Raw genomic sequence first — 14,286 nt, forward strand, 5'->3', positions numbered from 1 at the left:
CGCCGCGCGTTTTTGACTTGGGTAGGTACCGTAATGGCATATACGGTTTTTTTCAGTCCAACAGCAAGGGATAACTTGATTGGCGCAATAAAAATTTGAATCGAAATGCATAAAAAAGAGCAAGGGGCTGATGAAGCCGGATCCTTGCTCTTTTCATATATTATTAAACAGCAGTTTTATTAGTTTGCAAGCTCATAGCCGGACCGAAAAATTCATAGCGGATATTGTCTTCGGTGATGCCGAGATCTGTTAGCATTTGAACGACATTTTTTAAGAACGGAACCGGCCCACATACATAACAAATCGTATCTTTTGTAATATGTTCCTTCAAAAATTCTTTTGTTATATAGCCGCTAAAATGATGTCCTCCAGTTTGATCAAATGGGTGTTCATAGCCGTATAAGAAGCGCCCATGTTCCAGTTTGTCAACCATATTTTTTACCTCGTCACGGAAAGCGTGAACACCTTCGTGTCTTGCTGAATGAATAAATGTAACATCCCGATTTTCATTACTTTTTGTCAAAGTTTCCAGCATGCTCATCAGAGGCGTAAGTCCTACTCCCCCACTAATAAAAGCAACTGGTGCCGTTTCTTCCATATTGAATGTAAAATCACCTGCCGGAGCGCTTGCTTCAATCACGTTACCAACATTGATTTTTTCATGCAAATAATTGGATACTTTCCCGAATGGTTCCTGGTCAGCTTCCTTTTTAACCGAAATGCGATAATAATCATTTCCCGGAGCGCATGACAAGCTGTATTGGCGATTTAGCGCATATTTTTCGCCGGGGATCTGAAGCCTAACGGTAATGTATTGGCCGGGTTCGAAAGAAGGGAGTGCTGTTCCGTCTTTTGCTTTCAAGTAGAAGGAAGTAATTACATCACTTTCTTTCACTTTATCAATTACTTCAAGCTCCTTAAAGCCTTCCCAACCCCCTGGCTGTTCCGCTGATGTTTTGTACATGTCCGCTTCAATGCCAATGAATGCTTGGGCGATCACCCCGTAAGCTTCTGACCAGGCATCGATGATTTCATCAGTTGCTGCATCCCCAAGCACTTCCTTGATCGCACCGAGTAAGTATTTTCCAACAATTGGATAATGTTCTGGTTTTACCCCGAGACCTCGGTGCTTATGGGCTACTTGTACAACTTCGGGAAGGACGTTTTCCAATTGGTCGATATTTTTGGCCGCAGCATATACCATGTTCGCCAAAGCGGTTTGCTGCCTTCCTTGAGATTGATTTGCATGATTGAAAATATTCAATAATTCAGGATGATTTTTGAACATATTTTTGTAAAATACTGAAGTAATGGTAACACCATGTACCTCTAACACAGGAGCAGTTGATTTGACCACATCAATCGTTTTTTGGGAAAGTGCCATTTTTCATTCTCCTTTTTTAAAAAGATGTATTTTAAATGTATCTTTAAGTATACAATAAAACATAGCTGACAACTACACAATCCCTTTTTTCGATGTGTAAAAAAGCTGCCATAATACAGACTTATTTTAGCCACAAAACATGTATTTTGAATCCATGTTTTGTAATCAAGCTTATTTTTTATAAAAATGATAAAATTAAAATGGGTGATCATGATGAGACTGACAAATTATACGGACTACTCATTGCGAGTTTTAATATATTTGGCTTCCAAAAAACAAGACGAGCTGTCCAATATTACGGAGATTGCGGAAGCGTATGGCATTTCTAGAAACCACTTGATGAAAGTCATTCATGAGCTTGGAAAAATGGGGGTTATTCAAACAATCCGCGGGCGTAACGGCGGCATAAAACTGGCACTACCTCCTGAAGAAGTCAATATTGGGAAGATTGTCAGACAGACCGAAGATGACTTTAATCTCGTGGAATGTTTTGGAGATGGCCCTTCGAATTGTGTTATTTCTCCGGTATGTGGTTTAAAACATGTATTGAATCGTGCCCTCTCCTCCTATTTGGCTGTTTTGGATGAATATACTTTGGCAGATATTATTCGAAATCCATATGATTACCGGGAACTCCTTGGAATCAAATAACGGATGAATTGGTTTGTCCTGCCAATATTGGTATGATAAAAATACATTTTTATCACAAAGGAGAATGTTGTATGAGTCATTTTCAGGAACAGCTGGAAAAATACGCGGAACTGGCAGTCAAAGTAGGAGTTAATATTCAAACAGGACAGACGCTTTTTATTAACACTGCTTTGAACAGCGTTGATTTTATCCGGCTAATCGTCAAAAAAGCATATGAGGCCGGGGCAAAGAATGTCATCGTCAACTGGAATGATGACATCGTTTCCCGTTTAAAATATGATCTGGCTCCAGACGAAGTTTTTCATGAGTTTCCAAAGTGGCGGGCAAAAGAAATGGAAGAGCTTGCTGAGCAAGGTACCGCTTTTATGTCGGTGGTCTCTTCCAGTCCCGACTTGCTGAAAGGCGTAGATCCGAAGCGCATTGTCAACTTTCAAAAGGCGGCGGGAACTGCTTTGCACAAATACCGCCAATATATCCAATCAGATAAAATAAGCTGGACCGTCATTGCCGCCCCTTCCGCGGATTGGGCCAAAAAAGTATTTCCGGATGCTCCTGCTGATGAACAAATTGATAAACTGTGGGAAGCAATCTTTCAAGCAACGAGAGCAGATCAGGAAGATCCGATTGCTGCGTGGAAAAAGCATGATCAATCGCTCCATGAAAAAGTGGATTATTTAAATAAAAAGCGCTATAAACAGCTTCACTATAAAGCCCCTGGGACAGACTTGACGATTGAACTCCCCGAAGGCCATCTCTGGGTCGGAGCAGGCAGCACAAATGAAAAAGGCGATGAATTTATGGCCAACATGCCAACAGAGGAAGTATTTACAGTGCCTCACAAGTTGGGGGTTAACGGTGTTGTAACGAATACGAAGCCGCTCAGCTATGGCGGAAACATTATTGACGGTTTTACCCTTACCTTTGAAAAAGGAAGAATTGTCGATGTCAAAGCGAAGGAAGGCGAAGAAATACTAAAAGGACTGATCGAAACAGACGAAGGCTCCCATTATTTAGGCGAAGTGGCGCTCGTACCGTTCAGCTCCCCCATTTCCCAGTCAAACATCTTATTTTACAACACCCTGTTTGACGAAAATGCCTCGAACCATATTGCCATCGGAAGCGCTTATGCTTTTTGTCTTGAAGGAGGAAAAAACATGAGCCAGGCAGAACTGGAAGCAAAAGGGCTTAATACGAGCATAACCCATGTTGATTTCATGATCGGTTCAGACCAAATGGACATTGACGGCATTACAGAGAGCGGAAAGCGTGAACCTGTCTTCCGCAACGGAGAATGGGCATTTTAAACACCCTATTATACCTGCCATGACCACCCGCGGATACTCTTATCAGTTATCCGCGGGTATTTTTCTCTTATACGCGGGTATTTCTCCTTATACGCGGGTATTTTTCTCTATACGCGGGTATTTTTCTCTATACGCGGGTATTTTCCTTTATACGCGGGTATTTTCCTTTATGCGCGGGTATTTTCCTCTATACGCGGGTATTTTCCTCTATACGCGGGTATTTTTCTTTATACGCGGGTATTTTCCTCTATACGCGGGTATTTTCCTCTATACGCGGGTATTTTTCCTCTATACGCGGGTATTTTCCTCTATACGTATTTTCCTCTATACGCGGGTAGTATTTTTCTCTATACGCGGGTATTTTTCTCTATACGCGGGTATTTTTCTTTATACGCGGGTACACCGCGGTTTGTCTGCTGCTTATTTGCCACCCGCCAAACCGCCAATATGGGCTGCAGCGTTGCTTTCCACCATCCACTGGAAAGCAATGCAAATATTACATAAAAAAATCGGGCTGATATGCCCGATTTCCCAATTCTTTCCACGATCTGTTATGTTTCGTCAATTTATTGCTCTTTGGAAACAACTCTACTTTCGCCTCATTAATAATAATCCAGTTCTGTTTCCCAGTTGTAGCCATCATCCCCAGTAGATTCCTCTTGACCATGGAAACGTATATCTCTCATTCCCGGTGCGCCTTCCTCTGTCTTTCCTTTGACTACTAAACGATCATCCCAACGCCTAATGAGCAATGTGCCATCCGGGTTACATCTGATTTTCTTCGTCAGCTTGTCCATCATGACATCTCCCCCTATCCATAAATTGATTCCTAAAATAAAGAGACAAGAGACGTCCATGGCCGATGAAGGTGCAAAGCATATTTAACAATTCCCGTATTTTTATATACTTAAACTTCTTTTTTGAAAAATTTTTACCTAGCCTGAACACAATGATATAATATGATCAGTTTTGACTACTTAGAGGTGATTAGGATGGTTGAGCAACTTGAAAAAAAGATGAGAGAAACAATAACAATTAAGACAAGCCATGTATCACCGCCTGATACGAATCATCACGGCAATTTATTCGGAGGAAAATTAATGTCCCATATTGATGACGTGGCTTCTATCGCAGCTACCAAATTTGCCAGGAAACCCGTCGTAACAGCTTCAACAGATTCAGTTGATTTTTTTAAACCCATCCGAATTGGAGATGCCGTTACGTTGGAAGCAATTGTCACCAGGAGCGGACGGACTTCGATGGAAGTGTTTGTCAAAGTCGTTTCCGAACATTTATTATCTGGAGAAAAATCCATTGCGGCTTTTTCGTTTCTAACATTCGTTGCTTTAGACGAAAATGGAAATCCGTCCCCTGTTCCAAAAGCAGTTCCCGAATCCGAGGAAGAACGCTGGCTTCATGAAACGGCCCAAACTCGGGCGGCCCACCGTAAAAAAAGAAAAAAGGAAAGCAAGGAATTAGCCGAATTCTTCTCAAAGATTGCATTATAATACAGGCGACCTTAAGCCATGCACATGTCAGTTCCTTATGATGTATGATTATCTTTTTGGATTGACGGAGCCCTTCCGGTCTCCTCTTGCGTTTCGCATTATTGGTTTAACCTTACAACTACTAACTGCCAGAGAAACCAATCGCATTTGATAGCGAACTATCCCTTCGTTAGTATTTTGCGACAGACCGATTATCATTGGCTGGTCGGTAGCTCTAGCTCCAGCAACCAGCCTAAAACAGAAGAACAAAAAGAGCCCGAACGTAAAAGGGACCGGGACAGAACCCTGTAAAAATGAATATACCGCGTGAATTCAAGTTTGAAAACCTGGTAAGTACCTCTTGATTTCACGCGGTTTTATTCTAACGATTTTTACGAGTATCAATCAGCTTTTAACTTGTGTCCCAGCCCCAATTCCATTCATCTCATGCCATACACGTCGACAAGCATCTGAAAACCTACGATAAAAACAACATTCTATTTACCTCATGCCGCTGCCATATACACACTGACAAACATCTGAAAACCTATGATCAAAACAACAATTCTACTTATCTTCTCTTTCCACCAGTGCTTATTACAAATTAGTTAAATTTGTATAACAAGCGCCGGGAAGATCTTCCATAAACCGCTACATTTCAATGCTTTTTAATCTGCATAAGCTGTTTTTCTGTAACAAAGCCGTTCTGCCATAATATGTAAGAAGAATTCTTGTACCAAATTGATTATACTTTTATATATGCAAAGCATGGACTTTATAATAAAAAGGCAAGGTGGTACATATGTTTTCAAATCTTGAAATCGGAATCGATCTTGGCACGGCGAACGTACTCGTGCATACAAAAAATAAGGGTATAGTTTTAAATGAACCTTCCGTCGTTGCAGTTAATGCGGATACGAAGCAAGTAATAGCGGTGGGGTCAGAAGCAAAGGATATGATCGGAAAAACACCTGCTAACATCATTGCTGTGCGGCCATTACGTGATGGCGTTATTGCAGACTTTGATATTACAAGTCAAATGCTGAAGCATGTGATGAAAAAAGCCGCAAAGACGGTGGGTGTTGCGATCAGGAAGCCCGATGTCGTCGTTTGTACTCCTTCAGGCGCCACCTCTGTTGAAAGACGGGCCATCCATGATGCGGTCAAATCTTGCGGAGCGAAAAATGTCCATTTGATCGAAGAGCCTGTTGCCGCTGCTATCGGAGCGGATCTTCCAGTTGAAGAACCTGTCGCAAACGTCATTGTCGATATCGGCGGGGGCACCACGGAAGTCGCCATTATTTCGTACGGCGGAGTCGTTAATTGCAACACGGTCCGCATAGGCGGAGACCTCTTGAATGAAAATATTATCCAGCATGTGCGGAAAGGATATAATTTACTGATTGGTGAAAGAACAGCGGAAAATATTAAAATAGAAATTGGTTACGCCTTGATTGAACATCCAGAACAAACAATGGCCGTTCGCGGTCGCGACCTCGTTACAGGTTTGCCAAAAACCATTACGCTTAGGTCAACCGAAATTCAGGAAGCCATAAAAGAATCATTGCTTCATATTTTAGAAGCAATCCGGGCCACACTGGAAAATTGTCCGGCTGAATTGAGCGGTGACATTGTTGACCATGGGGTCGTTTTATCCGGTGGCGGAGCCCTGTTAAACGGCATGAAAGAATGGCTTAGCGATGAAATCATCGTTCCCGTCCATATTGCCCCGAATCCGCTCGAATCAGTGGCTGTCGGGACTGGCCGGGCCTTGCGATTTATTAATAAATTGCAAACAACTGGAAAATAAGAGTAACACTACGAAAATAGGAAACAACCATGGACGGAAATCAACTTTCCGTACCATGGTTTCGTTCCATAGTTCCGTAACATGGTTTCTATGCGTTATACAGTCTCCCCTTGAGTGGTTTCTGTTTCTTCTTTCGCGCCTCTCAAATCATATGTCCCTCCGACCAGGCTGTCATACGTATTTTTGCCGGAAAGGTTTTCCAAAAGTTCCTTCACATCGATTCCCGAAGATGCTTTCAGTGTCTCCTGCATCGTGGCCATCAGATTTGTGGCGTACCCACTCACTTTGTTCGCTCCGCCATCACCGCCTGCGCCTGTATCAACAACGGTAATTTTATCAATATTTCCAAGAGGGGCGGCGACTTGTTTGGCATATTCAGGAAGCATTTTCAAAACCATATCGAGAACTGCCGCCTGTCCGTATTGTTCGAAAGCTTCCGCCACTTTGCGTTTTGCTTCCGCTTCGGAAATCCCTTTCAGGCGGATCACTTCGGCTTCGGTCTCCCCTTTCGCTCGCTCGGCATCCGCTTTGGCGATTCCATCTAGCCGAACGCGCTCAGCATCTGCTTTAGCGGTAGCTTCCACCCGATATTTATGGGCATCCGCTTCAGCAATTTGTCTCATTTTTTCGGCCGTCGCTCCTTGCTCAACCGCATAACGATCGGCATCTGCTTTTTTCTTCACTTCAGAATCATACTGACGTTCGCGTCTTAAAATTTCTTTTTCTTCCAATTCTATTTGCTTTTGACGTTCAATAATTTTGATTTGCATTTCTTGTTCGGTTACTTCCTGCTTGGAGCGGGCAGATTCAAGATCATACGCTTGGTCCGCGCTCGCCTTGGCAATCTCTTGCTCGCGCCGAAACTCGGCCATTTTCAATTGATTGATTTTTTCCGCTTCAGCAATCTCCGTCGCCCTTTCAAGCTCCGCTTTCTTTGCTTCTTTTGCCGCTTCCGCCCGCTTAATCCGCGTTTCTTTTTCCGCGTCGGCCGTTGCGATATCCGCGTCCCGTTTTACTTGGGCGATTCGGGGTTTTCCAAGTGAATCCAAGTATCCATTTTTATCGCGAACTTCTTTGATAGTGAATGAGACGATGATCAATCCCATTTTGGCCAAATCTTGTGAAGCTACCCGCTGTACTTCCTGGGAAAATTTGTCGCGGTTTTTATAAATTTCTTCGACTGTCATGGAACCGAGGATGGAGCGGAGATGTCCCTCCAATACTTCTTTCGCTTCATTTTCGCGCTCTTCTTTCGTTTTTCCCAAAAATTGTTCAGCGGCGGTTGCGATCTCGCTTATGGAGCCGCCGATTTTAATGATCGCCGTTCCATCTGCCATGACCGGCACGCCTTGCTCTGTATAAACTTCAGGTGTTGTTACTTCAAGTTTGCTCGATAAAAGGCTTAATGGTTGGGCCTGTTGAAAAACAGGAAGGATAAAAGCTCCTCCGCCACGAATGATTTTAATTTTATTACCCGCATCATCGACGTGAACATTTTTCCCTCCCAAATAGCTTCCTGTTACAATTAAAGCTTCATCCGGACCCGCCGTACGGTATTTCGTGATGATGATAGCAAGCAAGGCAACCAGTATGAAAATAACAATGCCGACAACAATCCAAACGCCAACTCCCATTACTTTATTCCCCCTTTATGTAAAATTTTTCTTGTAAGGAACAACATATAAAACACCATTCTTTACTTCAACGACAAGCACTTCAGTTCCTTCTGGAATTGCAGCAGCTTCCTCAAAGCTGGCTGCAGGCTTGGAAATACTTCCGCTGTAACTGTCGATAATGACTTCCCCGTATCCTTCTTTCGGTATAGGAATGATTGTTTTCCCGATTCTTCCCTCTAATGATTGTTCCGTATAACTTAACGATTGTTCAGCAGAAGATAGTGGAATCAGTACAAATACGTTAAGAAGGGTATCCAAAAGCAGAGCGGCAAAAGCGGCAATTCCCACAATCAGCATGCTGTTTAGAGGCGTGGTCGTTTCGAGAATATATCCTCCGGCTGAGAAAAAAGTGATAAAAGCAAAGATGAGAACAGGGTGGAGAAAAGGGGAAACTTCGCCAATTCCTTCCAGCACATCTCCAAATAATAAATATAAAATGCTTAGACTTCCTGAAACGATTAATAATATTAAATAAACCGTCTCGATCGGCATACCAAAAAGAGTCATCGACACTCATTCCTTTTATCATATTTTATTTTTTTGAACATCCCACCTTTTCTATCATTCCGATAATCTATATACGTAATTGATTAGTCATTCGTTTCATTTTTTGCAAAAGTTTTTATTTTTCCTCATGAAAATTTGTGGAGTGACGATTTTCTTTGAAACTCTCGTCTGCACAAGCGGACGAGCAAATAAACGAATGGCGTATCAAAAATGGCCATTACAAATTTAAAGGAATACTGGGTCAAAATAAGCCCGGCGAGTGCCCCGACAGGCATCGTTCCGTAAAAGGCAATTGTAATAAAAATAGTTGTGTCTACCAGCTGACTCGTCATCGTTGATGCATTGTTCCGAATCCAAAGACCTTTATCCCCGTGCCGTTCTTTCAACTTGTGAAACAATGCCACATCCAAATTTTGGCTGATGAGAAAGGAAACCAAGCTGGCAATCGTAACGCGGAATCCAGAAGTAAAAATGGCTTCAAACTCAGCTTGATTTTGATAAAAAGGTGCCGCGGGCAGCTTGATCGCGACATATATAAAAATAACCGCCAATATTTGCGTAATAAGACCCGCCATCACTGTTTGCTTTGCAGCTTCCTTTCCATATACTTCCGTAATCGTATCGGTAATCGGATAAGTAAAGATATAAATGATCACAGCGGCCGGCAGGACGACCCAATTTCCAATGCTAATCAGTTTTACCGCCAATATATTGGACAAAACCAACAGGCCGACAAACGCTCCGTTTAAATAAAAAAGCATTTTAGCGGTTATCCACTTTTTCAGGATACATATCGTGATTCATCAAGCGATATTCGGCCATTTGTTCGTATTTCGTGTCCGGCCTTCCATAATTGCAATAAGGGTCGATCGAAAGCCCGCCCCTTGGCGTAAACTTCCCCCACACCTCAATATATCGAGGATCAAGCAATTGAATCAAATCGTTCATGATAATGTTGACACAGTCCTCATGAAAATCTCCATGATTCCGGAAGCTGAACAGATACAATTTTAACGACTTGCTCTCCACAATTTTTGTATCCGGAATATAACTGATATACAACGTGGCAAAATCCGGCTGGTGTGTCTGAGGGCACAGTGATGTAAATTCCGGACAGTTAAATTTAATAAAATAGTCGCGGTTTACATGCAAATTATCAATCGCCTCCAACACTTCCGGTGAGTAATGAAATAAGTATTTCGTTTCCTTGTTTCCCAAGAGCTTCAAATCTTTTAAACGATCTTCCTGTCTTTCAGTCATAAAAAAAGCCTCCCTAAATAGTTTTTGGGAGGAGGTTCAACTTATGGGCAAAAAATAAAGCCATATCTAACTGATATGGCGATTCTTATTAGCCATAGTTTTTTATAGAGGGTTGACGCTATGAACCTCTCCCAACATATCTTCCAACATCATACAAAATGCAAAACAGAACGTCAAACTTTTTTTTCACCATCATTTTCTGTAAAATGAATTTATATTTCAATCCAATATTGCCTTAGGAGGGAAGATCATCATGTCCTTATTAAATGAAATCCTTAAATACAACCAAACATTTATTGAAGAAAAAATGTACGAAGCTTATGCAACAACAAAATTCCCAGATAAGAAACTTGTTATTTTAACATGCATGGACACGCGCCTCGTTGAATTGCTCCATAAGGCAATGAATATGAAAAACGGTGACGTAAAAGTGGTAAAAAATGCGGGAGCTATTCTCACCCATCCATTTGGAAGTATTATGCGGAGCCTGCTTATTGCCGTTTATGAATTAAAGGCGGATGAAGTTTATGTCATTGGTCATCACGATTGCGGCATGAGCGCTATCGAAAGTGATCAAGTTCTAGAGAAAATGAAACTTCGCGGCATTAAACAGGACACATTGGATATTATCCAAAACGCCGGCATCAACCTGGATGAATGGCTGACAGGGTTTGACAGCGTGGAACAAAGCGTTGAACACAGTGTCAATATGATTCGAAATCACCCATTAATGGCGGGTGAAATTCCGGTTCACGGGCTCGTGATTGATCCCGTTACAGGCAAGCTTGATTTGGTCGTCAATGGTTATGAGAATGTAAAAGCCAATGACCAAACATAATGGATTAATGAAGCGGTTTGCCACTGATTTCCTGCACTGCAAACGGATAATCGTAACAAACCATATAAAGCTCCATTAACTCTTCAACACTCGGCACCTTTGGATGATTGGCCGGACTGCCGCTGTCAATCGCATCCTTCGCCATCTTGGCCAAGGATTGTCTGAAGGTCCCCTCTTCTATTCCCCAACTTTTCAGGTTGGGAATGTCCAGCCGGGCACAAAGCTTTTTCACCGAGGCAATAGCCACTTCAGCCGCCTCTTCATTGGTGAAGGCTTTGTCCCTTTCAAAGATTCTTCCCAAATCTGCGAGCCTGTCAACGCAGGCATCTTTACTGTACTCCAATACGGCCGGGAGAAGCATGGCATTGGAAATGCCGTGCGGAACATGAAACAAGGCCCCAATCGGCCGGGACATGCCATGAACCAAACAAACCGAAGCATTGGAAAAAGCAATCCCAGCCTGCAAAGAACCCAAGGACACCTTTTCACGTGCAGCGATATTGTCCCCTTCGCGATAAGCGCTTTCAATATATTCCACTATCAGTTTCATCGCCGACAACGAATACATATCTGTCATGGGATGCGCTTTTTTTGATAAGTATGCTTCAATGGCGTGACTTAAAGCATCTATTCCTGTAGCGGCTGTCACATTTTTCGGTGATGACACCGTTAAAATAGGATCGACAATGGCACACGCAGGCATAAAAGCCGGCTGTTTTATCATCATTTTGACGTGGTTGGAAGTATTCGTAATCACTGTCGCATCTGTTGCTTCCGAGCCTGTACCGGCTGTCGTTGGAATGGCGATATGGGGCACGGGCGCATTTTTTGCAAGCTTCTTTCCACCCATGTAATCCCCAATATTGCCCCCGTTTGTTGCCAAAACGCCGACCGCTTTCGCTGTATCAATGCAGCTGCCTCCTCCAAGGGAGACAATAACGTCACAATCGTGAGCGATGTACAGTTTGAGCGCCTCGGTCACGTAGCGATCAGTCGGCTCAGAATCGATATCGAGATATAAAACACTGGATATTTCGGAGGATGTCAAATAATGCCGGCATTTTTCCACATTTCCGAGCTTTTCCATGATCCTATCACTTACAATAAGTGCTTTCTTTCCTCTCTCTGCTGTTAGTTCACCCACTTTTTCAAAAGCATGGCTTCCGTAAATAATAACAGGCGGCATGGAAAAGCTTGCGTATGTATACATCTACCTTCCTCCCTGAATTTGAATATATACTGAATATTTTAACCTTTCTCACAAGAAAAGCGCAAGTGGCCGTTTAGCGAAGTACCGGGAACATAGGCAATGACATCAAACGGGTGGGTTAGGCCCATAAGATTTGGAGCATGCCGACGGGGCATTCTTAGTTTGGGAGCCTTTAAACTTCACTGATAAGAAACGAAAACAGAGCTCAAGATCGAAAGCGGTCTGTTGGCAAGGCCCAGCAGCAACGTCCACAAACAGCTTGCGCTTTTTCTCGTACGATGATGATGTTGTTCCTAGCTTTCTTTGACAAGTCGAGTCGCTTGCACTCCTGCACTAGTACGTCAAAACGACTTTGTGATCGACACCCTTGAAAAATATGCTGAAGCTGGGAAACACCAGGCTGTTGTTGTACGAATAAAATCCAGACTTTCCCATTGTAAATAAAGAAAAAGCCGGAGGCTGCTCCTCCGGCTTCTATTTTAATGAAAATCAACATCGATTTTGTTTCTGTTTTGACCGTCATCTTGCATTTTCGGCATTCGAATTTCGAGTACCCCATTTTTATAGGTGGCTTTTGCATTGCCCTCCAACGATACCGGTGACGGCAAAGGGATCGTCCGCTGAAAGCGACCTGTAAAACGCTCCTGCTTGTGCATTCTGTCTTCCTTAATCTCATTGGAGCGTTGGATGATTCCGCTGATCGTCAGCGTGTTCTGATCATTGATATGAATCTGGACATCATCTTTCTTTTCCAGCCCGGGAAGATCACATGTGGCTACCACTTCGTTTTCCGTTTCATACACATCCACTTTCGGTATGCCGAACTCCCTGTCCATCCCAAAGTCCGTCGAAAATAACCGATTTAAATCTCTCCTCATATTGTCCAGTTGGCGAAAAGGGTCAAATGGTACTAAAGACATTTTTCCATCTCCTCCCATGTTAGTTATTCATGGAAAAAGGCAGAGAGCCTTTCAATTCTCTTTTACCCGATGTCAACACAAATGAAACATAAGAAATGATCGTTCAGTTAGTAAAATACATAAAGGCCGTTAAACAGTTCGATTGATTTTTTAATGTTAAAATGATTTACATGAATAGCGATCGGACGCTTTGCTTTGCCTTGTATAAACTTCAATTCCACGTTTCCTACCTGAAGCAAAATGGCCTCTTTCTTGTAAAACTCATCTAAAACAACAGATGGTTCCGGCGATTGCAGCAATTTTCCCCAATGAGCAGCGTACTCTTCAGGTGATGGGACAGCATAATCAATTTTGTTTACGTGTAAATGTTGCTGTTTTTCCGGGATCATTCCCCGCTCAGAAAATTCTTTGAACCTGTCCGAATCATCCTGTTCCCATTGGATGAAGAAGGGATAGCGGACCGTGAAAGATGGAGTTTCCACAAACATCATTTTCCACCGCAACATCGTTCCGTCTTCTCTTATCCGTTCCGCGTTTACTATTTCTCCGGGTGTAAAACCTGAAGCAACGAGCCGTTCACGAAGCGATAGTAAGTTATGCGTTCTAAAACAGATCGTTCCGAATCCTTCCCCTTTCTGTAAATCTTCGTTCATTTGTTGTATTAAAGGATTGCTGGAAGTTCGAGCAATCGCATCATGTTCTATCGCCAAGTATTCCACATATGAAAGCCCGAAGTAGAGCAAACTGTTCCAGCTTCCCCATTGAAGATGCGATCCCCCTTTCACAGCATGAAGACCGTGTTTCTTCCATTCAAAAATGGCCGCTGACGGATCGCGGTCAATAAAATGAACGATATGGTCAAAAACCAATGCAGCCATTGAATCACCATTCCTTTACTTTTTTATCATTGTATCAGAGTTTATAAGGACAGATTGACGACGAGAGAAAGCTTAAAAGAGATACAATTACGAATTGCTGGCTCCTCAAAATCCACAAATCCTTGATGTAGCGCCGTTTTTTGATGCGTCCCTTTCCCAATCTTGTACCGCCACCTGCTATCTATACCGGAACAATGTGCTTAGGCTCTGTATCATATCTCAAAACGGACTCATTACCGCAGGCCAGAGTATATTCGCAACCAAATAGGCCATTATACATAATCTCCTTAAATAGGCTTGATCATTTTATAGCAACCTCGCTGGCAATAAGCCTACCGTACACAATTTTTGAAATGGCCTA

Annotated in this window: 15 protein-coding genes; 5 read left to right on the forward strand and 10 right to left on the reverse strand. The window is 42.7% G+C overall.

The features are described 5' to 3' along the window. Nucleotides 1–163 precede the first annotated feature (163 nt). The gene (gene hmpA, locus NST31_RS03920; RefSeq protein WP_077109525.1) at nt 164–1,384 is read right to left on the reverse strand and encodes an NO-inducible flavohemoprotein; all 1,221 of its coding nucleotides are present in this window, start codon (nt 1,382–1,384) and stop codon (nt 164–166) included. Between the two features lie 213 nt (nt 1,385–1,597). On the opposite strand from hmpA, the gene NST31_RS03925 reads away from it, so the two are divergent. Together NST31_RS03925 and NST31_RS03930 are read left to right on the forward strand one after the other, a co-directional pair. Further along, nucleotides 1,598–2,035, forward strand: a complete 438-nt coding sequence (locus NST31_RS03925) for an Rrf2 family transcriptional regulator (RefSeq protein WP_077109524.1) — start codon at nt 1,598–1,600, stop codon at nt 2,033–2,035. Between the two features lie 71 nt (nt 2,036–2,106). Then, the gene (locus tag NST31_RS03930) at nt 2,107–3,339 is read left to right on the forward strand and encodes an aminopeptidase (RefSeq protein WP_339163986.1); all 1,233 of its coding nucleotides are present in this window, start codon (nt 2,107–2,109) and stop codon (nt 3,337–3,339) included. Between the two features lie 602 nt (nt 3,340–3,941). Here the strand turns inward: NST31_RS03930 and NST31_RS03935 are convergent. Continuing rightward, nucleotides 3,942–4,139 (reverse strand): hypothetical protein, encoded by a 198-nt coding sequence (locus NST31_RS03935; RefSeq protein ID WP_077109521.1) that lies wholly within the window; start codon nt 4,137–4,139, stop codon nt 3,942–3,944. A 192-nt stretch (nt 4,140–4,331) separates the two neighbouring features. Between NST31_RS03935 and NST31_RS03940 the strand changes: the two genes are divergently transcribed. Continuing rightward, nucleotides 4,332–4,847, forward strand: coding sequence for an acyl-CoA thioesterase (locus tag NST31_RS03940; RefSeq protein ID WP_077109520.1), 516 nt, complete (start codon nt 4,332–4,334; stop codon nt 4,845–4,847). A 781-nt stretch (nt 4,848–5,628) separates the two neighbouring features. Beyond that, nucleotides 5,629–6,636, forward strand: a complete 1,008-nt coding sequence (mreBH, locus tag NST31_RS03945) for a rod-share determining protein MreBH (RefSeq protein WP_077109519.1) — start codon at nt 5,629–5,631, stop codon at nt 6,634–6,636. A 95-nt stretch (nt 6,637–6,731) separates the two neighbouring features. Here mreBH and NST31_RS03950 read toward each other — a convergent pair whose 3' ends face one another. From NST31_RS03950 to queF, 4 genes are all read right to left on the reverse strand, one after another. After that, the gene (locus tag NST31_RS03950; RefSeq protein ID WP_077109518.1) at nt 6,732–8,270 is read right to left on the reverse strand and encodes a flotillin family protein; all 1,539 of its coding nucleotides are present in this window, start codon (nt 8,268–8,270) and stop codon (nt 6,732–6,734) included. A 15-nt stretch (nt 8,271–8,285) separates the two neighbouring features. Further along, nucleotides 8,286–8,819 carry an NfeD family protein gene (locus tag NST31_RS03955; protein ID WP_339163989.1) on the reverse strand — a complete coding sequence of 178 codons (534 nt, stop codon included), beginning with the start codon at nt 8,817–8,819 and terminating at the stop codon, nt 8,286–8,288. A gap of 125 nt (nt 8,820–8,944) precedes the next feature. Then, nucleotides 8,945–9,580, reverse strand: coding sequence for a queuosine precursor transporter (locus NST31_RS03960; protein WP_077109516.1), 636 nt, complete (start codon nt 9,578–9,580; stop codon nt 8,945–8,947). Between the two features lies 1 nt (nt 9,581). Further along, nucleotides 9,582–10,079 (reverse strand): preQ(1) synthase, encoded by a 498-nt coding sequence (queF, locus tag NST31_RS03965; protein ID WP_077109515.1) that lies wholly within the window; start codon nt 10,077–10,079, stop codon nt 9,582–9,584. A gap of 253 nt (nt 10,080–10,332) precedes the next feature. Between queF and NST31_RS03970 the strand changes: the two genes are divergently transcribed. Next, nucleotides 10,333–10,917 carry a carbonic anhydrase gene (locus tag NST31_RS03970; protein WP_077109514.1) on the forward strand — a complete coding sequence of 195 codons (585 nt, stop codon included), beginning with the start codon at nt 10,333–10,335 and terminating at the stop codon, nt 10,915–10,917. Nucleotides 10,918–10,921: 4 nt separating this feature from the next. Here NST31_RS03970 and NST31_RS03975 read toward each other — a convergent pair whose 3' ends face one another. The 4 genes from NST31_RS03975 to NST31_RS03990 form a co-directional block, all read right to left on the reverse strand. After that, nucleotides 10,922–12,127, reverse strand: coding sequence for an iron-containing alcohol dehydrogenase (locus NST31_RS03975; protein WP_077109513.1), 1,206 nt, complete (start codon nt 12,125–12,127; stop codon nt 10,922–10,924). Between the two features lie 205 nt (nt 12,128–12,332). After that, a complete protein-coding gene (locus NST31_RS03980) occupies nt 12,333–12,623 on the reverse strand; it encodes a hypothetical protein (protein WP_139345525.1) in 291 nt (96 codons plus the stop codon). Then, nucleotides 12,607–13,047: an Hsp20/alpha crystallin family protein gene (locus NST31_RS03985; RefSeq protein WP_077109512.1), complete on the reverse strand. Its 441-nt coding sequence runs from the start codon at nt 13,045–13,047 to the stop codon at nt 12,607–12,609. Before NST31_RS03985 ends, NST31_RS03980 begins: the two co-directional genes overlap by 17 nt. A gap of 107 nt (nt 13,048–13,154) precedes the next feature. After that, nucleotides 13,155–13,925 (reverse strand): VOC family protein, encoded by a 771-nt coding sequence (locus tag NST31_RS03990; protein WP_077109511.1) that lies wholly within the window; start codon nt 13,923–13,925, stop codon nt 13,155–13,157. Between the last annotated feature and the right edge of the window lie 361 nt (nt 13,926–14,286).

The sequence above is a fragment of the Siminovitchia sp. FSL W7-1587 genome (genome assembly GCF_037963795.1).
Lineage (GTDB): Bacteria > Bacillota > Bacilli > Bacillales > Bacillaceae_C > Siminovitchia > Siminovitchia thermophila.

What these genes read in the sequence shown, in the direction of transcription:
- hmpA (WP_077109525.1), bottom strand. Translation starts at nt 1,384, where the DNA reads ATGGCACTTTCCCAAAAAACGATTGATGTGGTCAAATCAACTGCTCCT.
- NST31_RS03925 (WP_077109524.1), top strand. Translation starts at nt 1,598, where the DNA reads ATGAGACTGACAAATTATACGGACTACTCATTGCGAGTTTTAATATAT.
- NST31_RS03930 (WP_339163986.1), top strand. Translation starts at nt 2,107, where the DNA reads ATGAGTCATTTTCAGGAACAGCTGGAAAAATACGCGGAACTGGCAGTC.
- NST31_RS03935 (WP_077109521.1), bottom strand. Translation starts at nt 4,139, where the DNA reads ATGATGGACAAGCTGACGAAGAAAATCAGATGTAACCCGGATGGCACA.
- NST31_RS03940 (WP_077109520.1), top strand. Translation starts at nt 4,332, where the DNA reads ATGGTTGAGCAACTTGAAAAAAAGATGAGAGAAACAATAACAATTAAG.
- mreBH (WP_077109519.1), top strand. Translation starts at nt 5,629, where the DNA reads ATGTTTTCAAATCTTGAAATCGGAATCGATCTTGGCACGGCGAACGTA.
- NST31_RS03950 (WP_077109518.1), bottom strand. Translation starts at nt 8,270, where the DNA reads ATGGGAGTTGGCGTTTGGATTGTTGTCGGCATTGTTATTTTCATACTG.
- NST31_RS03955 (WP_339163989.1), bottom strand. Translation starts at nt 8,819, where the DNA reads ATGACTCTTTTTGGTATGCCGATCGAGACGGTTTATTTAATATTATTA.
- NST31_RS03960 (WP_077109516.1), bottom strand. Translation starts at nt 9,580, where the DNA reads ATGCTTTTTTATTTAAACGGAGCGTTTGTCGGCCTGTTGGTTTTGTCC.
- queF (WP_077109515.1), bottom strand. Translation starts at nt 10,079, where the DNA reads ATGACTGAAAGACAGGAAGATCGTTTAAAAGATTTGAAGCTCTTGGGA.
- NST31_RS03970 (WP_077109514.1), top strand. Translation starts at nt 10,333, where the DNA reads ATGTCCTTATTAAATGAAATCCTTAAATACAACCAAACATTTATTGAA.
- NST31_RS03975 (WP_077109513.1), bottom strand. Translation starts at nt 12,127, where the DNA reads ATGTATACATACGCAAGCTTTTCCATGCCGCCTGTTATTATTTACGGA.
- NST31_RS03980 (WP_139345525.1), bottom strand. Translation starts at nt 12,623, where the DNA reads ATGTTGATTTTCATTAAAATAGAAGCCGGAGGAGCAGCCTCCGGCTTT.
- NST31_RS03985 (WP_077109512.1), bottom strand. Translation starts at nt 13,047, where the DNA reads ATGTCTTTAGTACCATTTGACCCTTTTCGCCAACTGGACAATATGAGG.
- NST31_RS03990 (WP_077109511.1), bottom strand. Translation starts at nt 13,925, where the DNA reads ATGGCTGCATTGGTTTTTGACCATATCGTTCATTTTATTGACCGCGAT.